Annotated in this window: 18 protein-coding genes; 10 read left to right on the top strand and 8 right to left on the bottom strand. The window is 68.2% G+C overall.

The window, feature by feature from the left end; genetic code table 11:
* Positions 1-16 precede the first annotated feature (16 nt).
* The 4 genes from FFI97_RS00260 to FFI97_RS00245 all read left to right on the top strand — a co-directional run bounded on the left by FFI97_RS00260 (position 17) and on the right by FFI97_RS00245 (position 3,274).
* The gene (locus FFI97_RS00260) at positions 17-535 is read left to right on the top strand and encodes a vWA domain-containing protein (protein ID WP_260684860.1); all 519 of its coding nucleotides are present in this window, start codon (positions 17-19) and stop codon (positions 533-535) included.
* 133 nt (positions 536-668) lie between these two features.
* Entirely contained in the window at positions 669-1,076 is a 408-nt protein-coding gene (locus FFI97_RS00255; protein WP_139703078.1) for a RidA family protein, read from the top strand.
* A gap of 272 nt (positions 1,077-1,348) precedes the next feature.
* Entirely contained in the window at positions 1,349-2,668 is a 1,320-nt protein-coding gene (locus FFI97_RS00250) for a PD-(D/E)XK nuclease family protein (protein ID WP_139703077.1), read from the top strand.
* Positions 2,669-2,977: 309 nt separating this feature from the next.
* Complete coding sequence (locus FFI97_RS00245; protein ID WP_139703076.1) at positions 2,978-3,274, top strand: DUF1090 family protein; 297 nt, start codon at positions 2,978-2,980, stop codon at positions 3,272-3,274.
* A 6-nt stretch (positions 3,275-3,280) separates the two neighbouring features.
* Here the strand turns inward: FFI97_RS00245 and FFI97_RS00240 are convergent, their stop codons facing one another.
* Genes FFI97_RS00240 through FFI97_RS00220 form a run of 5 tightly spaced genes read right to left on the bottom strand, consistent with a single transcriptional unit; the run spans position 3,281 to position 7,608 of the window.
* Positions 3,281-3,835 carry an SET domain-containing protein gene (locus tag FFI97_RS00240; RefSeq protein WP_139703075.1) on the bottom strand — a complete coding sequence of 185 codons (555 nt, stop codon included), beginning with the start codon at positions 3,833-3,835 and terminating at the stop codon, positions 3,281-3,283.
* The gene (locus FFI97_RS00235; protein ID WP_139703074.1) at positions 3,832-4,698 is read right to left on the bottom strand and encodes a GNAT family N-acetyltransferase; all 867 of its coding nucleotides are present in this window, start codon (positions 4,696-4,698) and stop codon (positions 3,832-3,834) included. Before FFI97_RS00235 ends, FFI97_RS00240 begins: the two co-directional genes overlap by 4 nt.
* Before the next feature lie 12 nt (positions 4,699-4,710).
* A complete protein-coding gene (locus tag FFI97_RS00230; RefSeq protein ID WP_139703073.1) occupies positions 4,711-5,637 on the bottom strand; it encodes an ABC transporter substrate-binding protein in 927 nt (308 codons plus the stop codon).
* 22 nt (positions 5,638-5,659) lie between these two features.
* Entirely contained in the window at positions 5,660-6,511 is an 852-nt protein-coding gene (locus FFI97_RS00225) for a PA4780 family RIO1-like protein kinase (RefSeq protein ID WP_070061104.1), read from the bottom strand.
* The gene (locus FFI97_RS00220; RefSeq protein WP_139703072.1) at positions 6,508-7,608 is read right to left on the bottom strand and encodes an N-acetyltransferase; all 1,101 of its coding nucleotides are present in this window, start codon (positions 7,606-7,608) and stop codon (positions 6,508-6,510) included. The genes FFI97_RS00225 and FFI97_RS00220 overlap by 4 nt, the downstream gene beginning before the upstream one ends.
* 342 nt (positions 7,609-7,950) lie before the next feature.
* Between FFI97_RS00220 and FFI97_RS00215 the strand changes: the two genes are divergently transcribed.
* The gene (locus FFI97_RS00215) at positions 7,951-8,763 is read left to right on the top strand and encodes an ankyrin repeat domain-containing protein (RefSeq protein ID WP_139703071.1); all 813 of its coding nucleotides are present in this window, start codon (positions 7,951-7,953) and stop codon (positions 8,761-8,763) included.
* Between the two features lie 3 nt (positions 8,764-8,766).
* On the opposite strand, the gene FFI97_RS00210 is transcribed toward FFI97_RS00215, so the two are convergent.
* The gene (locus tag FFI97_RS00210; protein ID WP_139703070.1) at positions 8,767-10,188 is read right to left on the bottom strand and encodes a PLP-dependent aminotransferase family protein; all 1,422 of its coding nucleotides are present in this window, start codon (positions 10,186-10,188) and stop codon (positions 8,767-8,769) included.
* A gap of 96 nt (positions 10,189-10,284) precedes the next feature.
* Between FFI97_RS00210 and FFI97_RS00205 the strand changes: the two genes are divergently transcribed.
* From FFI97_RS00205 to FFI97_RS00185, 5 genes are all read left to right on the top strand, one after another.
* Positions 10,285-11,028 (top strand): NAD-dependent epimerase/dehydratase family protein, encoded by a 744-nt coding sequence (locus FFI97_RS00205; protein ID WP_139703069.1) that lies wholly within the window; start codon positions 10,285-10,287, stop codon positions 11,026-11,028.
* Positions 11,025-11,558, top strand: coding sequence for a cupin domain-containing protein (locus FFI97_RS00200; RefSeq protein WP_139703068.1), 534 nt, complete (start codon positions 11,025-11,027; stop codon positions 11,556-11,558). The genes FFI97_RS00205 and FFI97_RS00200 overlap by 4 nt, the downstream gene beginning before the upstream one ends.
* Before the next feature lie 62 nt (positions 11,559-11,620).
* Complete coding sequence (locus FFI97_RS00195; RefSeq protein ID WP_062481473.1) at positions 11,621-11,956, top strand: SMR family transporter; 336 nt, start codon at positions 11,621-11,623, stop codon at positions 11,954-11,956.
* A gap of 3 nt (positions 11,957-11,959) precedes the next feature.
* Positions 11,960-12,769, top strand: a complete 810-nt coding sequence (locus FFI97_RS00190) for an APH(3'') family aminoglycoside O-phosphotransferase (protein WP_139703067.1) — start codon at positions 11,960-11,962, stop codon at positions 12,767-12,769.
* A 247-nt stretch (positions 12,770-13,016) separates the two neighbouring features.
* The gene (locus tag FFI97_RS00185) at positions 13,017-13,397 is read left to right on the top strand and encodes a helicase SNF2 (protein ID WP_095947133.1); all 381 of its coding nucleotides are present in this window, start codon (positions 13,017-13,019) and stop codon (positions 13,395-13,397) included.
* A 126-nt stretch (positions 13,398-13,523) separates the two neighbouring features.
* On the opposite strand, the gene FFI97_RS00180 is transcribed toward FFI97_RS00185, so the two are convergent.
* Positions 13,524-13,913 (bottom strand): DUF427 domain-containing protein, encoded by a 390-nt coding sequence (locus FFI97_RS00180; protein WP_062481469.1) that lies wholly within the window; start codon positions 13,911-13,913, stop codon positions 13,524-13,526.
* 95 nt (positions 13,914-14,008) lie between these two features.
* Entirely contained in the window at positions 14,009-14,827 is an 819-nt protein-coding gene (locus FFI97_RS00175) for an NAD(P)H-dependent oxidoreductase (RefSeq protein ID WP_139703066.1), read from the bottom strand.
* Between the last annotated feature and the right edge of the window lie 62 nt (positions 14,828-14,889).

Below are 14,889 nucleotides of genomic sequence, written 5' to 3'. Positions count from 1 at the left end.
CTGGCCGCGCACGCTCGTGGCCCGCGGCGCGGACCGCCTGCAGGCCGCGCACCTGCGCCATCGCCCGCAGGAGGCGCGCAGCGGCGCGTTGCATTGCTTCCTGCTCGACTGTTCGGCGTCGATGCGCCACGACGGCCAGCTCGCGCGCGCCAAGGGCCAGCTGCTCGCGCTGATGCAGGAGGCTTACCAGCGGCGCGACCATGTGGCGCTGCTGTGCTTTGCCGGCGACGTGGTCGAGCTGCGCCTGCCGCCGCGCCGCGCCAGCGCCTGGAACGACGACTGGGTTGCGCCCATCGCGGCCGGTGGCGGCACGCCGCTGGCACTCGGCGTGCTGCGCGCGCAGCAGTTGCTGGCGAAGCACGAGGCCCGCCAGCGCTGGCTCTGGCTGCTGACGGACGGCCGCAGCAATGAAAGCCCCGCGCGCCCCGCCGCGGCGGACGTCGCCTGCGTGATGGACTTCGAGCGCGCCCGCACGCCGCTGCACCGGGCGCGGCAGCTGGCCGCGCAGTGGGACGCGCGCTACCTCAGCGCCTGAATCACAGGATCGAGGGGCGCGCCTCGGCGCTCGTGGATCGACTTGGGGCGAGAAGGGGCATCCGCCGCGCGCCGTACCGCTGCAGGCGGCGCCTTCGATACTGCGGCGCTCCCAACGAAACCCAGGAACCCCCATGTCCGTCACTCCCCGCCGCGTGGTGCGCGAAGGCGCGTTCAAGCACATCATTGCCGACGGCGTGCAGGTCGGCGACACCATTTACCTCTCGGGCCAGGTGAGCGTGGACGGCGAGGGCCGCACCCTCGGCGCCGGCGACATCGCGGCGCAGGTGCGGCAGGCCTACGCCAACGTGCGCAGCGTGCTCGCATCCTTCGGCGCCTCGATGGCCGATGTGGTGGACGAAACCCTGTTCGTCACCGACATCGACGGTTTCCTCGGTCAGGCCGAGGCGCTCTTCGCCCTGCGCGCCGAGATGTTCGGCGGCGAGCCGCAGGTGTCGCAGACGCTGGTGCAGGTGGCGCGGCTCGGCAGCCCGGACTGGCTGATCGAGATCAAGTGCATCGCCAGAACTACTGCGACCTAACAGCGTAAACAAGGAGGTGCCTAGCCTGTCAAGCGAGACATCGAAGCGCTGCGGGACTAGTGTCGATAGGTTTTCCACAGATTTAGATCGCTCGGCAATTGACAGATCGTTGGCAGGGGTGTTGGTCTCATTGCGGTAAGCCGGTAAGCTGAATCTTTCGAGTCACACGGGCCGCAACTAGTAAGGCAAGGCCACTTCAAGTACTAGTGAAAGTCCGCGAAGCGCGTGGCTCGACTATCCAGTACGCTTCCGCGCCAGGGAGAACGAATACCATGGAAATTGAAGATCTCGACCAGTTCATGGCCGATCCAGAATTGGCGCAGCTGCTCGAACAAGCCAAGATATCCGACGACATTTTTGACGTCGTAAAGCTAAGAGAGAACCAGCACTCTGACATGCTGGCCTGGTGTCTCAATCCGAACGAGGGGCATAGTCAAGGGGACGCAGTAGTCAAGGATTTCTTGGTCGCAGCGTGGGAAGAAAGCGCAAATGCCGCCTATGCGAATAGGCGCTTTTTTGAAGTTTGGCGGCCCGCAAAGATTCGTACGACGAGTTTCGGCTCTGCCTTCTTGACGCGAGAGTTGGGCGTTCATATCGATGGCGAAGGGACCAAGGGACGGCTGGATCTCTTTCTGGTGGACCCGCTGAACAAGATCGTTGTGACGATCGAAAACAAGGCGGGTCGCAAGTTGTCTGAAGATCAGTTGAAAGACTATTGGGATGCTGTCCGCCGGCAAGTCATGGCGCGGCCAGCTTTCAAGGACTACGAGTTCGCGTTTGTCTTTATCGACCGTGAACTTGACGAACATACTGATCGAACGAAGGCCGGGAGCAAGTGGGTGGTCCTTGACTATTCTTGGTTGAAGGCGTCCGCCGACCGAGCACGGCAGCATGTCGCGCGGTCTAATCAATCAGCCCAGTTGATGATGGCCTACTGCCAACGCCAGACTGATGATTGGCAATCGGACGATGAGCGCAAGCTGGTTGATACAGCGGCAAGCCTGGCGGCTAGGCACGAACGTGTCGTGACGCGATTGAAGCATCTCCGACGCACAAGAATCACGTCGTGGACACCCACATTGATGGCCGGGCCCGACGGCGATCTGCTCCGCTTCTTTCATCAAAACGAACATGCGTGCGACTCGTTGGTCGAGGGTAGTGGTATCGCCGCTGTTGCAGTGAAGCTCAAGAGGAAGCGCCCTGAGCTCGCCGCGCATCATATTGATGTTTTTCGTCGGTGGTTGGCACTGGGCTCCGACATGTCGGATGAGCTCATGAAGGAGGACGCTAAGCCTGAGTGGCCTGTCTATATCTCTATTCGGCGCGAATCTCCGGAGGAGAGCGACGAGCCACGATTCCAAGTTCGCTTGATTTGGACCAGGTCAGCATTTGCACCCCATCTTGACGAGGATGAAATTCGGAGTTGCTTAGAGGGCGACTTCCCGGAGCTGGCTAAGCGAAAAGCACGCAATGTTCGGCGGATCAAGATTGGCGGAGTGACTGGTGCAGGTACCGCCGTTGACAAAGCCCTTGAGGCCAGTGATCGACTTGAGTTGCTTCTTCGCGCATGTCCCGCTGCCCAAGGCATCTAAATTGCTGGGTTTTCGGACCGCGTGTGCAGCTTCGAGCGCTGTCTGCAAATAGTCGATGAACAGTTTGTCGCTTGTCTTCATCGCCTCCATCGCTTAGAACTTTGACGCCAGCTTGACCTCTTCGCAGTTGGACTAGCAAGCCCGGTGCAGGTGGCGCGCCTCGGCAGCCCGGACTGGCTGATCGAGATCAAGTGCATCGCCAGAACAGCTGCAGCCTGAAGGGCTGAAGGCCTGTTCAGCCAGGCAGTTCGGGTACCGTATGGCATGCGTCCGAAACCCCCTCTCCTGGCCCTTGCGTTGACCCTGGCCATGCCTGCCGCCTTTGCCCAAACCGAGCCGGCCGCGCAGCCCTTGAGTGCCGAAGAGTGCAAGGCGCAGGAAGCGGTGCTGGAGCGCGACATGGCCCTGGCCCGTTCGCGCGGCCAGATGCTGCGCCGGCGCGAGCTGGCCGACACCCTGAGCGCGCTGCAGCAGCGCTGCCAGGCGCTGGCGCCGATGAGCCGCGAAGCGCACATCGAGAAACTGGAACGCGAGATCCGCGCGCTGCGCACCGAGCTCGAACGCGCGGAGGCGCAACTGCGCAGCGTGAAGAGCGAGTCGCCCTGAGCTACGTCACCAGGGCAGCTCGCTGAGCGGTCTGCGCGGATCTGAAACAGCCGGCGCCACATCGGCGGGGGTGGCCGGCCCGTCTTTCTCCGCCACGGCCTCCACCGGCGCCAGCATCGTCCCGCGGCAGTTCGGCGAGCCGCAATGGCAGGGGTACTTCGATGGCGGCGAGCCGTCGTCGGCCGTCAGCGAATAGTCGATGAAGAGCTCGTCGCCGGCCTCCACCGCCTCCATCGTCTGGAAGCGCAGCACCATCTCGCCCGCCTCGTCGTACTCCTCGACCGCCTCGCAGTTCGGCTCGCACGAATGATTCAGGTGGCGCGTGGCGTTGCCGCCCTTGGCACCGTCGATGGTCTCGCCGGTCGTCAGCGTGAACAGGTAGGTGAGCTGGTCGTCCCAGAGCTTGGAGGCGACTTCCTGCTTGGTGTAGCGGCGGCCTTCGTACAGGCCCAGGAAGGCTTCGGCCGGCAGGTCGCGCGTGGCGAAGGCGCCCAGGCCATGCACGCCGCTGGGGCCCACGCGGATGAAGGGGGTGGACGAGGTTCGCTTGGGGGACTTCATGAACGGACGGGGCGCGAGGAATCGGAAGAAAAGGTGGGCTGGGGCTGGAGTGTCGCGGTCATCTCGATCTGGCGTATGACAACGGTGGCGCCGCGTGCGGCCATCGCGCGGTGCAGCGCGCTGCCCTCGGGCTCGTCGACCAGCCGCCAGCGCGCGCCGGGGCGTGCCTGCGCGAGCGCGTCGAGCAAGGCATGGGCCGAGGCGTCGTCGGGCGCGGCGGCGTCCAGCAGCATGTGCAGCGGCAAGGCCGGCGGCAGCAGGATGGCGTAGCCGCCCGTTGCCGCGCCGAGGGCTGCGGCGCCGTCGTGCGCGAGCGCACCTTGCACGGTCGGCCACTCGCGGCGCCAGGTGGGGCGCGAGAGGGCGGTGCAGGCCGCATGCAGGGCAGCGAGCGCATCGGTGTCGGGCGCTGTCGAGGCTGCCTCAGCACGAGGTTCGAAGCTGCCTTCGAGCACCTCGAGCGTGCGGGTTTCGACGAACCCCGCCTGCTGGTACAGCTGCCGCGCGGGGTTCTGCTCGATGACTTCGAGCTGCACCTGCGCGATGCCCGCCGCCGACAGGTCGCGCAGCTGCGCCTCGATGAGCTGCTTCGCCAGCCCCCGGCGCCGTTGTGCGCTCGCGATGCCGAAGCCCGCGAGGTAGGCGCGCGGTCCGCGCCGGCCGACGAGCGAGAGGCCGCAGGCGTTGCCGCCTGCGACGATCACGCGCGAGAGCCCGAGGTCGGCTTCGGCGCGCCGCACATGCCGCTCGAACATCGCGCGGTCGAACGCGATCGGCACGAAGTAGTCCTCGTAGGAACGGTTCCAGAGCGCGGTGAGTTCGTCGGTACCGAAGTTCGCGGCGGGAACGATGTCGAAATTCATGGGGTGTGCGAGTCAGTTGCGCGGCGCATCCAGCGACGCAAGGCAATTCACGATGGCATCGGCCGCCTCGTCCAGCCGGGGGCCGGGCCGCATCATCAGGTCGAAGCGCGCCGAGGCAAAGCTGCAGACGCGCCCGCGCTGGATGGCCGACATGGCCGACCAGCCGGGGCGCCCCGCCATGGCCGAGATTTCGCCGAGGGCCGAGACCATCAGCACGTCGGGGTTGGCGCGCACCACGAACTCGGGGTTCATCCTGGGGAAGGGGCCGAGCGAGCCCGGCACCGCGTTGGCCAGGCCCAGGCGCGCCAGGGTCTCGCCGATGAAGGAGCTTTCGCTCGCCGCCGCCACGCCGCCGTGCACCTCGAAGTACACGCGCCGCCCCTGCCAGTTCAGCGGCACGCGGGCGCGCGCTGCGTTCAGCCGGGCATCGAGGCTGCGCCAGAAGGCCTCGCCCGCGCCCGGCTTGCCGGTGGCGCGGGCCACGGTTTCCATCACGCGGCGCATGTCGGCATGGGTCTTGGCGTCGAGCGCCAGCACCTTGATGCCCAGGCGCTCCAGCGCTTCGGCGGCGCGGCTGCGCGGGCGCAGCAGCACGAGGTCGGGCTTGAGCGCGACGATGCGCTCGATGTTCGCGTCGTCCATGCCGCCGACCTGCGGCAGGCCCTTCACCGCCGCCGGCCAGTTGGCGTGGCGGTCGATGCCCACGAGCCGGTCGCAGGCGTCGAGCGCACAGACCGTCTCGGTGAGCGAGGGCATCAGCGACACGATGCGCCTGGCGGGCGCCTGCAGCTCGAGCACCCGGCCCCGGTCGTCTTCCAGCCGGATGGCGCCGGCGTGCGCGGCCGGGCCGAGGCCCAGTGCCACGAAGGCCGCAGCCCGGGCGATGTGGCGGAAGGCGGTTGAAAAGGGTGGGCGCTGGGGCAGGGCGTTGGAAGTCATCGGGGCGGGCGGAGTCAGCCCGCTATTGTCGCGGCGCTTGCATCCGCAGCTGGCGCGCCGCTTCTTCCGCCCGTGCGTCGTCCACTTCGCGCAGCACGTTGCTGAGATCGACCGGGCCGGTCTCGCGCACGAAGGTGCCCGTGAGCTCGGTCTCGGGCCGCAGCAGGCCGCGCTCGTAGAGCTGCCAGATCTCGTCGCCGTAGTGCGTCTGCAGCAGCGCGGGCGCGTACTGACCGAAGAAGTTGCGCAGGTTCTCCACGTCGCGCAGCAGCATGCGCTTGGCGTGGTTGTTGCCGGCCGCGTCCACCGCCTGCGGCAGGTCGATGATCACTGGGCCGTCTTCGGCCAGCAGCACGTTGAACTCCGACAGGTCGCCGTGCACGATGCCGGCGCAGAGCATGCGCATCACTTCCTTGAGCAGGCTCGCGTGGTGGCGCAGCGCATCGTCGGGCGAGAAGGCCACGTCGTTCAGGCGCGGGGCGGCGTCGCCGTTCGCGTCGGTCACCAGGTCCATGAGCAGCACGCCTTCGAGGAAGTTGTGCGGCGTGGGCACGCGCACGCCGGCCGCGGCCAGGCGGTAGAGCGCGTCGACCTCGGCGCTTTGCCAGATGGCCTCGGTCACCTTGCGCCCGAAGCGCGTGCCCTTGGCCATGGCGCGCGCCTCGCGGGTGTTCTTCACGCGCCGGTTCTCGGTGTAGTCGACGGCCTGGCGGAAGCTGCGCTTGTCGGCTTCCTTGTAGATCTTGGCGCAGCGCGTTTCTTCGCCGCAGCGCACGACGTAGACCATGGCTTCCTTGCCGCTCATGAGCTGGCGCACGACGCTGTCGATCAGCCCTTCGTCGACGAGGGATTGCAGTCTGGGGGGTGTCTTCATGCGTGCGCCTCCGGCACAGCCAGGGGGCGGGTCGAGAGGAAGGCCCTCAGGCTTTCCGTGCCGATCTGGTAGGCGCCATCATGCCTGTGCGCGGCAAAGCCCAGCTGGCGGTTGATGGCGAGCATGGGCGCATTGACTTCCGCGTTCTGCGTGACGGCGATCGCCACCTCGGGATGCCGTTCGCGCACGAGCTGCAACATGATCGCCTTCACGCCCTTGGCCAGTCCCTTGCCGCGCCAATGGCGGGCAACCCCGGTGAGGCGCTGGAACATGCGGTCGGGGTACAGCTGGTTCCAGCTGGCGTCGCATACGGCGGCCACCTCGTCGTTGGCATCGCGCAGCAGCACGAGAAAGTGCTCGCCACCGCGCCGGTCGATTTCGGCGTACCAGGCGTGGAAGCCTTCCAGCTCGAAGCGCAGGGGCGCGCGTTCCAGCGCGCTGGTGGGCGCGTCTTCGAGCAGCGCGGACAGCGGCGCCATCAGCGTGGCCAGCCGATCGAAGGGGACGCGGCCTGCGTGGATCTCCAGGCGCAGCCCGTGCGTGGGCGCGAGGGCGTCGGCGCGCCAGCGTGCGAGCGCCGACCAGTCGAGGCTGTCGAAGGCCATGCGGTTCTCGATGCTGCGGTGCTTTTCGGTCGCACCGATGGCCGCGAGGAACGCCCGGCCTTCCGGCAAGTGGGTCTTGAAGGTCGCGGTGGTGGGGTCGCGCGTCTCCATCAGCGCCAGCAGCCGGTGCAGCAAGGTGCTGGCCACGCCCTGGCGTTGGTGCGATCGCAGCACGCCGCCCCACACGTCGATGAAAGGCGCGAAGGTCGCGTAGTCGGGCGAGCCTTCGCGGCGCATGCCCATGTTGAGGCTGCCGACGATGCGCCCCTGTGCGTCCCGCGCGAAGGCGCGGTGCACCACATGCAGCGGCGTGTGCTGTTGCACGTTCTGCTGGGTGTGGGCGTCGTCGGGCTGCGGTTCGCCCGGAAAGTCTTCGTCGTGGCGCTGGCGCCAGTAGGCCAGCGCCTGCGCCCATTCTTCAGCGGACGCCCGCTGTGGATCGAAAGGAGAAGTCGTGAACTGCCGCGCATCGGCGGCACGGGTTTCAAGCATGGTGAGCCTTGATTCGAAAAGGGAACAGACCGCGCACGGCACTCGTGTGCCGGCGTGGCGTTGTTTGTCTGAATCGGACGGCGTGTCGCGGCAGGACACCGCGAGGGTCGAACGGGCTGGCTGGTGGTGCCTTCAGCGGCACCGGGTGCGCGGGGAGCGCTTCAGCAGCAGTTCGGATGCGACCCGACGAACCGTACGTGGGAGGGAGAGTGAATAGCAGTGTCTTCCATCGCGCACCTCCAGTCCGGTTTGTTGATCGAGGCGTCGAATGTAGCGAGGTTCGCGCGGTCTGTGAAGTGCAAGGCGCCTGGGGCAGAATCCAAAAACCAACAGGGAGATGCCATGAATCCGAAGAAGATCTTCGACGCGGCGCGCGAAGCCGATGTCGACACGGTGCGCGCCTGCATCGCGGCCGGGGCTGACATGGCCGCGGTGAACAAGCAGGGCTTCACCGCGCTGCAGTGCGCCGCGATGGGCACGAACGAATCCGAGCTCGAGCCGATCCTCGCCGTGCTGCAACTGCTGCTCGAGGCCGGCAGCCCGCTCGAATACATCGGCACCGATGGCCGCACCGCGCTGTACCTCACGGCCGAGTTCTCGCCGACCACGGAGCCGGTGCAACTGCTCGTCGACGCGGGTGCCAACCCCGACGTGCGCGACAGCCACGGCAACCACATCACGGAGAACGCGATGGAGGAAGAGGTTGCGCAGCTGCTGTCGCGCATCACCGGCCACGCGCTGCCTGAGCCGCCACCGCCCGAGCCCGACCCGGTGAAGATGAGCGCCGCGCAGTGGCGCGCCGCCGAGGCACGCATCGCCGAGGTGTTCGCCGCACTGACGCAGGCGGGCCTGGTCGCGCTGCAGGACGCGGGCGACACGCAGTCCGATGGCTTCTCCGATTGCTCCGAAGCGTTCCGCGAACGTGGCGGCAAGAAGGCCGGCGTGCACGGCTTCTGCTTCTACACGCGGCAGGACCAGAACCGCGCCAAGCGCACCAGCCAGCTCTCGCTCGCGTTCTGGGGTGCGCCCGAAGGCGGCGATGCCGACATGCAGCGCGTCGGCGAACTGGTGGTCGGCCAGTTTCGCGGCGCGGGCTTCGAGGTGCGCTGGAACGGCGCGTCGTCGATGCGGCCCGAAGTCGATCTGCGCGCCTGAGCTTCAGCCCAACGCCGCGCGCAGCCGGGTCGCGAGCTGGCGCGCCTGGGTGGGCGAGGCGACGTTGGTGAAGCCCATCAGCAGCCCCTGGCTTTCAACGGACGTGGTGCCCCGGGCCGACAGCGGCTGGCAGTTCAGGCCGGCCGCCTGTGCGCGGCGGGCCAGCACCACGTCGCTGTCGCGGTGCCCTTCGAAGCGCGCGATCAGGTGCATGCCGCCGGCCTGCAGGTCGATGCGCACGCCGTCGCCGAAGGCCCTGTGCAAGGCCTCGACCAGCAGGGCGCGGCGGCGCGCGTAGAGCAGGCGCATCTTCTTCAGGTGGCGCGAGAAATGGCCGTCGCGCATGAAGTCGGCCACCGTGGCCTGCGTGATCTGCGGGCAGCCGTTGGACGCGATGCGCGCCGCGTCCTCGAAGCGTTCACGCAGCGATTCGGGCACCACCAGGTAGCCCAGCGCGAGGCCCGGGTAGAGCACCTTGGAGAAGCTGCCCGCGTACAGCACGCGGTCGTGTCCGTCGAGGCTCTTGAGCGCGGGCAGCGGTGCGCCGGCGTAGCGGTACTCGCCGTCGTAGTCGTCCTCGACGATCCAGGCCTTGGCGCGCGAGGCCCAGTCGAGCAGCTGCAGCCGGCGCGCCAGCGACATCGACACCCCCAGCGGCGCCTGGTGCGAGGGCGTGACGACCGCCATGCGCGCCTTCGGCGAGCGGCGCACGCCGCGCGCGACCACCAGGCCTTCGTCGTCCACCGGCACGGGCACGATGCGGTGGCCGGCGCTGTGCAGCACGTCGCGCGTGGGCGCGTACCCCGGGTCTTCGATCCACACGCGGTCGTCCCGGGCGAGCAGCGTGCGTGCCACCAGCGCCAGCGACGCGCGGTAGCCACCGGTGACGAAGACCTGCGCCGGCTGGCAGGCCACGCCACGCGACACCCGCAGGTAGGCCGCGATGGCCTCGCGCAGCGGCGCATGGCCTGCGGGGTCGCCGTAGAACAGGTCGGCCGCGCCCATGGCGCGCGCACGGCGGGCCATCAGCCGCGCCCAGAGCTTGCGCGGAAAGGCATCGAGTGCCGGGATGCCGAGTTGCAGCGGTGGCGGGGCGATGGGGCCGGCCAGGGCCGGCGCGTCCGCGACGGGGCGCGAACCGGCGCGCACTGGCCGCTGCACCGGCAGCGACGGCGACACCACCGTGCCCGCCTGTCCCTGCGCGCAGAAATAGCCTTCGCCCGCGAGCTGGCTGTAGGCCGTTTCCACCGTGCCGCGCGCCACGCCCAGCTCGCTGGCCAGGCTGCGCGCCGAGGCCACGCGGTCGCCGGGGCGAAGCACGCCGTGTTCGATGGCTGTGCGAAAGCGCTCATAGACCTGGCGATGCAGCGGAGTCGCGGTCGAGCGGTCGATGCCGGGGAGGGCGTTGTCTGGCGGTTCGATCATGGCCCATTAATTTTGACGATTCTTGGTTCTTTCGTCTGGTGCATCGCGATCCTAAGCTCGAGCCTTCGAACAGCCAGCAGGAAAGAAGGACACGCAATGGGCGAGAAGGTATTCGTGGCGGGCGCGACCGGGGCCGTGGGCTCGGCGTTGATTCCGCTGCTGGTCGAGGCCGGTCACACGGTGTACGGCGCCACCCGCCGCGCCGAGCGTGCTGCGGCGCTGGAGGCACGCGGCGCCACGCCGGTCGTCGTCGACGTGTTCGACGCGCAGGCCTTGCGCGACGCGCTGGTGCGCATCGCGCCCACGGTCGTCATCCACCAGCTCACCGATCTGCCCCGGGACCTGGACCCGGCGCTCATGGCCGAGGCGGTGGTGCGCAATGCGCGCGTGCGCATCGAGGGCACGCGGCACCTCGTGGCGGCGGCGCTGGCGGCCGGTGCGAAGCAGCTGATTGCGCAGAGCATCGCCTGGGCCTACGCGCCCGGGCCGACGCCGCACACCGAGGACGACCCGCTCGACCTCGGGGCCGAGGGCGGTCGCCGCATCAGCATCGACGGCGTGGCGGCGCTGGAGCGCAGCGTGCTGGGTGCCGTCGGCCTCACGGGCACGGTGCTGCGCTACGGGCAGCTGCATGGGCCGGGCACCTCGAACGCGGCACCGAAGGGCGCGAGCCCGGTGCATGTCGAGGCCGCGGCCTGGGCGGCGCTGCTCGCGATGCGGCATGCGCGCGGCGGCATCTTCAACATCGCGGAGGACAGCGCCGAGGTCAGCAGCGAGAAGGCAAGGCGCGAACTGGCGTGGCATGCGGCGCTGCGGTCGTCGCAGGAGGTCGCGTCATGAAGGCCGCACGCTGGCATCGCACGCCGTCGATCGGCGCGGGTCTTGCAGGGCTGTCGCTGGTGCTCGCTGCCGGCTGGGTGCTGATGCCGCGCGCCGGCCAGCAGGAGGCCGTGCAGTGGTTCGCCGACGTGTGCAGTTCGGTGGCGCGGCCGATGTTCGCGTCCGCCCCCGTGCCTGCGGGCTCGGAGGCGACAGCGCGGCCCGCGACGCAGGTCAAGGTGCTGTCGTGCGAGGCACTGCCGCACGTGCCCGGCAAGTCGGTGACGACGGTGCTCGTCGACTTTCCGCCGCTGGCCTATTCGCCCGCGCACCGGCACCCGGGCTCGGTGACCGCGATCATTGTCGAGGGCACCATCCGCTCGCAACTGGGCGGCGGCCCGGTGGGCACTTTCAAGAGCGGCGAGACCTTCTTCGAGCCACCGAACACGCTGCACATGTTCGCGGAGAACCCCGACCCGGTGAAGCCCGCGAAGCTGATGGCGGTGTTCGTCACCGATACCAACTGCGGACCGTTGCTGCTGCCGCCCTGAGCGGCCCCGGGTCGCGCAAGGGTTCCGACGCCTGCCGCGCCGGGCGCGTTTAGAGTCCGGCGATGACCCTGACCTATGCATACCTCGCTGTCGCGATCGTCGTCGAAGTGCTCGCGACCAGCTTCCTCAAGGCCTCGGACAGCTTCACCCAGCTCTGGCCCAGCGTGGCCACGGTGGTGGGCTACGCCGTGTCGTTCTACTTTCTCTCGCTTGCGCTGCGCGTGCTGCCCACCGGCATCGCCTACGCGATCTGGTCGGGCGTGGGCATCGTGCTGATCTCGGTGGTGAGCTGGCTCTGGTTCGGCCAGACGCTCGATGCGCCGGCCATCGTCGGGCTCGGGCTGATCATCGCGGGCGTGGTGGTGGTCAACGTGTTCTCGAAGTCGGTGGGGCACTGAGGCATGGGCACGATCGAACAGCTGCTGCCCCGGTTGCCCGCCGGCACGACGTGGACACCGGCCAGCGAGGGCGAGTCGGGCGATGCGGTGTTCCGCCGCAGCGACGGCGCGGCCTTCGCGAAGGTGTCGCTCGGTGCGGGTGTCGGGAAGCTCGACGAGGAACGCCGGCGCACCGAGTGGCTCGCGCCGTACAAGGTCGGCTCCGCGCGCGTGCTCGACTGGCGCGCGACGCCCGAGGGTGCCTGCCTGGTCACGGCCGCGGTGCCGGGCGTGCCGGCCAGCGACCTGCCGGCGGCCGAGCTGCTGCGTGCCTGGCCGTCGATGGCGCGGCGCCTGCGCGCACTGCATGAGATTCCGGCGGGCGAGTGCCCGTTTGCGCGCCCGCTGTCGGCGATGTTCGACCGCGCCGCCGATGTCGTCGCACGCGGTGCGGTGAACCCCGAGTTCCTCGACCCCGACCAGCAGGACGTGCCGCCGCCATTGCTGCTGGCGCGGCTGCACGCCGACCTGCAGCACCGGCTCGCGCAGGAAGCGCAAGACTGCGTCGTGTGCCACGGCGATGCCTGCCTGCCGAACTTCCTTGTCGACCCACAGACGCTGCAATGCACCGGCCTCATCGACGTGGGGCGGCTGGGCACGGCGGACCGGTATGTCGACCTGTCGCTGCTGCTGGGCAATGCGCGCGAGAGCTGGCGCGATGCGGCCGACGCGCGCGCCGCGCATGCCTTGCTCTTCGCGCAGTTGGGCATCGACGCGCCCGACGACGGCCGGCTCGATTTCTATCTTCGGCTCGACCCGCTGACCTGGGGCTGATGGCCGCGCCGGCGCGCCGCATTGTTTCCTTTTCGGGAACGCCGTGGTTCTTTTTGCTGCGGGTTTTTACCTAAATCACGCCGCACAATTCATCTCACGGACCGGCCCCCAAAAGCCGGTCCGGATGAACAGGCCCCGAGCGAGTTGGCCGCCCTTCAAGAAGAGGGACGGTGACCCACCCAAGACCGGTTCAAACCATCCAAGCCAACACTTGTACTACTGAACTGAATTGAAGAAGGAAACCGCCATGAACGCCTCGAAGATCCTCTCCGCCGTTGCTGTTGCCCTGATGGCCGTCGCCGGTGCCGCCCACGCTGAAACCTACGAAGGCGTGCATCGCCTGACCTCGGCCGCCAGCCGCGCCGACGTCGCCGCACAAGCTGTCGTGGCCGCGCACAGCGCCGACCCCTATGCCACCGGCGCCGAGGCAGGCCCCGCCCAGGTGTTCGTGTCGACCGTAAGCCGCGACGCCGTGCGCGCCCAGGCCGTGGTGGCCGCTCGCAGCGAGAACCCCTACAGCGAGGCCGTGACCTCCCGCGTGGCCCCGGTGCTGGCCAGCGGCCTGGACCGCGCCAGCGTGCGCGCCGAGGCCCGTGCCGCCGCTCGCGGCGAGGCACTGCCGCTGTAATCGATCGATCTGACAGGCAGGCACGCGCACTCGGCCCCACGGGGCGGGTGTCGACGGGCCAGGGAAAGAAAAACCGGCCTTGCGAAAGCAAGGGCCGGTTTTTTCACGAACGGGGCGGGGCGGTTGTCAGAAGCAGCGTTCTTCGATCGTGCCCACGCGGTCCGGATAGAAGGCCACGTAGTCCTTGATCGGCGCGACCGATTCGTAGGGTGACTCGTAGGTCCACACGGCATTCACCGAGCGCTCGCCGCCGGCTGGAATGCTGTAGTAGGCGCACTCGCCCTTGTACGGGCAGTAGGTCGCATGCGTGGTGCGCTCCAGCAGCGACATGCGCACGTCCTTGCGCGGAAGGTAATGCACCGTGCCGAAATGCGACTCTCGCAAGGTCAGCGCCTCGCGCGAGCTGGCAATGACATGGCCTCCCACCGACACCACCACGCGCAACGGATTCGGCGTGATGGTGATCGCATGGTCGGGGCCCGGAATCTTGACGGTGCGTTCTGGCGTGGCGAACATGGACAAGCTCCTTCGGACGAATCGGCGGATGCGCATCTTGCTGCGTTGTCGCGACGATTTGAAGTCTCCCGCGAATCCACCTGTTCCCGGCGTGGTTAAAGGCGGCCCGGCTCGAAAACCAAAGTTTCAGATTCGCTGTTTTTGCGGTGCACACCGAAGCCCGCGCGGCCCGGCGCGATGTGTTCGCGCAGCGTGAGCGCCGGAATGTCGTAGTCGCCGCCGTTCTGCGGGCGGAACGCAATCGGGTCGGTGCTCCACAGCGTGTCGAGCCGCTCGCCCAGCTCACCGGTGATGCGCGCATAGGCTGTGGCATCGACCTTGCCCGTGCGGTGCACCACGAAGGGCGGCAGCACGTCGAAGCCGGGGTAGTAGAGGATGCCGTGGTGGATGGGAAACAGCAGGTCGTCCATCGGCCCGTTGATGCCGCGCGGGGCGTAGTGCGAGGCCCAGCCGCCGGTCGTCACCACCAGCATCGCGCGCTTGCCGGCCAGCGTGCCTTCGCCGAAGCGATCGCCCCAGTGTGTATCGGAATGTTCGCCCACGCCGTAGGCAAAGCCGTAGGCGTAGATGCGCTCGATCCAGCCCTTGAGGATGGCGGGCATCGAGTACCACCACAGCGGGAACTGCAGGATCACCGTGTCGGCCCACAGCAGCTTCTCCTGCTCGGCGGCGATGTCGGCGGTCTGCGTGCCGCCCTCGAAGGCGTGCAGCGAGTCGAGCACGGGGTCGAAGGGCGCGGCGGTGTCGCGCGCGGGAAAGTCGTCGGCGTCGAGCGCGGGCTTCCAGCGCATCGCGTACAGGTCGGACACGCGCACGGTGTGGCCCGCGCTCGTGAGGCGTTCGACCATGAAGCGATGAAGCGAGCCGTTCAGCGAGGCGGCTTCGGGATGGGCAAGGACCAGCAGGATGTTCACGGTGTCAAAGGGTTCGAGTGAAGATGCCCTCAGGTTAGGGATCGCCGCGCTATATTGGAAAT

The organism is Variovorax sp. KBS0712 (assembly GCF_006323185.2).
GTDB classification, from domain to species: domain Bacteria; phylum Pseudomonadota; class Gammaproteobacteria; order Burkholderiales; family Burkholderiaceae_C; genus Variovorax; species Variovorax boronicumulans.
Note: the sequence above shows the minus strand (reverse complement) of the source record. Positions and strands in the feature narration are given on the sequence as shown.

Bases quoted from the DNA above. Each gene is read 5' to 3' on its own strand.
- FFI97_RS00250 (WP_139703077.1), top strand. From the start codon at position 1,349: ATGGAAATTGAAGATCTCGACCAGTTCATGGCCGATCCAGAATTGGCG.
- FFI97_RS00225 (WP_070061104.1), bottom strand. From the start codon at position 6,511: ATGAAGACACCCCCCAGACTGCAATCCCTCGTCGACGAAGGGCTGATC.
- FFI97_RS00215 (WP_139703071.1), top strand. From the start codon at position 7,951: ATGAATCCGAAGAAGATCTTCGACGCGGCGCGCGAAGCCGATGTCGAC.
- FFI97_RS00180 (WP_062481469.1), bottom strand. From the start codon at position 13,913: ATGTTCGCCACGCCAGAACGCACCGTCAAGATTCCGGGCCCCGACCAT.
- FFI97_RS00230 (WP_139703073.1), bottom strand. From the start codon at position 5,637: ATGACTTCCAACGCCCTGCCCCAGCGCCCACCCTTTTCAACCGCCTTC.
- FFI97_RS00195 (WP_062481473.1), top strand. From the start codon at position 11,621: ATGACCCTGACCTATGCATACCTCGCTGTCGCGATCGTCGTCGAAGTG.
- FFI97_RS00240 (WP_139703075.1), bottom strand. From the start codon at position 3,835: ATGAAGTCCCCCAAGCGAACCTCGTCCACCCCCTTCATCCGCGTGGGC.
- FFI97_RS00255 (WP_139703078.1), top strand. From the start codon at position 669: ATGTCCGTCACTCCCCGCCGCGTGGTGCGCGAAGGCGCGTTCAAGCAC.
- FFI97_RS00185 (WP_095947133.1), top strand. From the start codon at position 13,017: ATGAACGCCTCGAAGATCCTCTCCGCCGTTGCTGTTGCCCTGATGGCC.
- FFI97_RS00220 (WP_139703072.1), bottom strand. From the start codon at position 7,608: ATGCTTGAAACCCGTGCCGCCGATGCGCGGCAGTTCACGACTTCTCCT.
- FFI97_RS00200 (WP_139703068.1), top strand. From the start codon at position 11,025: ATGAAGGCCGCACGCTGGCATCGCACGCCGTCGATCGGCGCGGGTCTT.
- FFI97_RS00245 (WP_139703076.1), top strand. From the start codon at position 2,978: ATGCCTGCCGCCTTTGCCCAAACCGAGCCGGCCGCGCAGCCCTTGAGT.
- FFI97_RS00190 (WP_139703067.1), top strand. From the start codon at position 11,960: ATGGGCACGATCGAACAGCTGCTGCCCCGGTTGCCCGCCGGCACGACG.
- FFI97_RS00210 (WP_139703070.1), bottom strand. From the start codon at position 10,188: ATGATCGAACCGCCAGACAACGCCCTCCCCGGCATCGACCGCTCGACC.
- FFI97_RS00235 (WP_139703074.1), bottom strand. From the start codon at position 4,698: ATGAATTTCGACATCGTTCCCGCCGCGAACTTCGGTACCGACGAACTC.
- FFI97_RS00205 (WP_139703069.1), top strand. From the start codon at position 10,285: ATGGGCGAGAAGGTATTCGTGGCGGGCGCGACCGGGGCCGTGGGCTCG.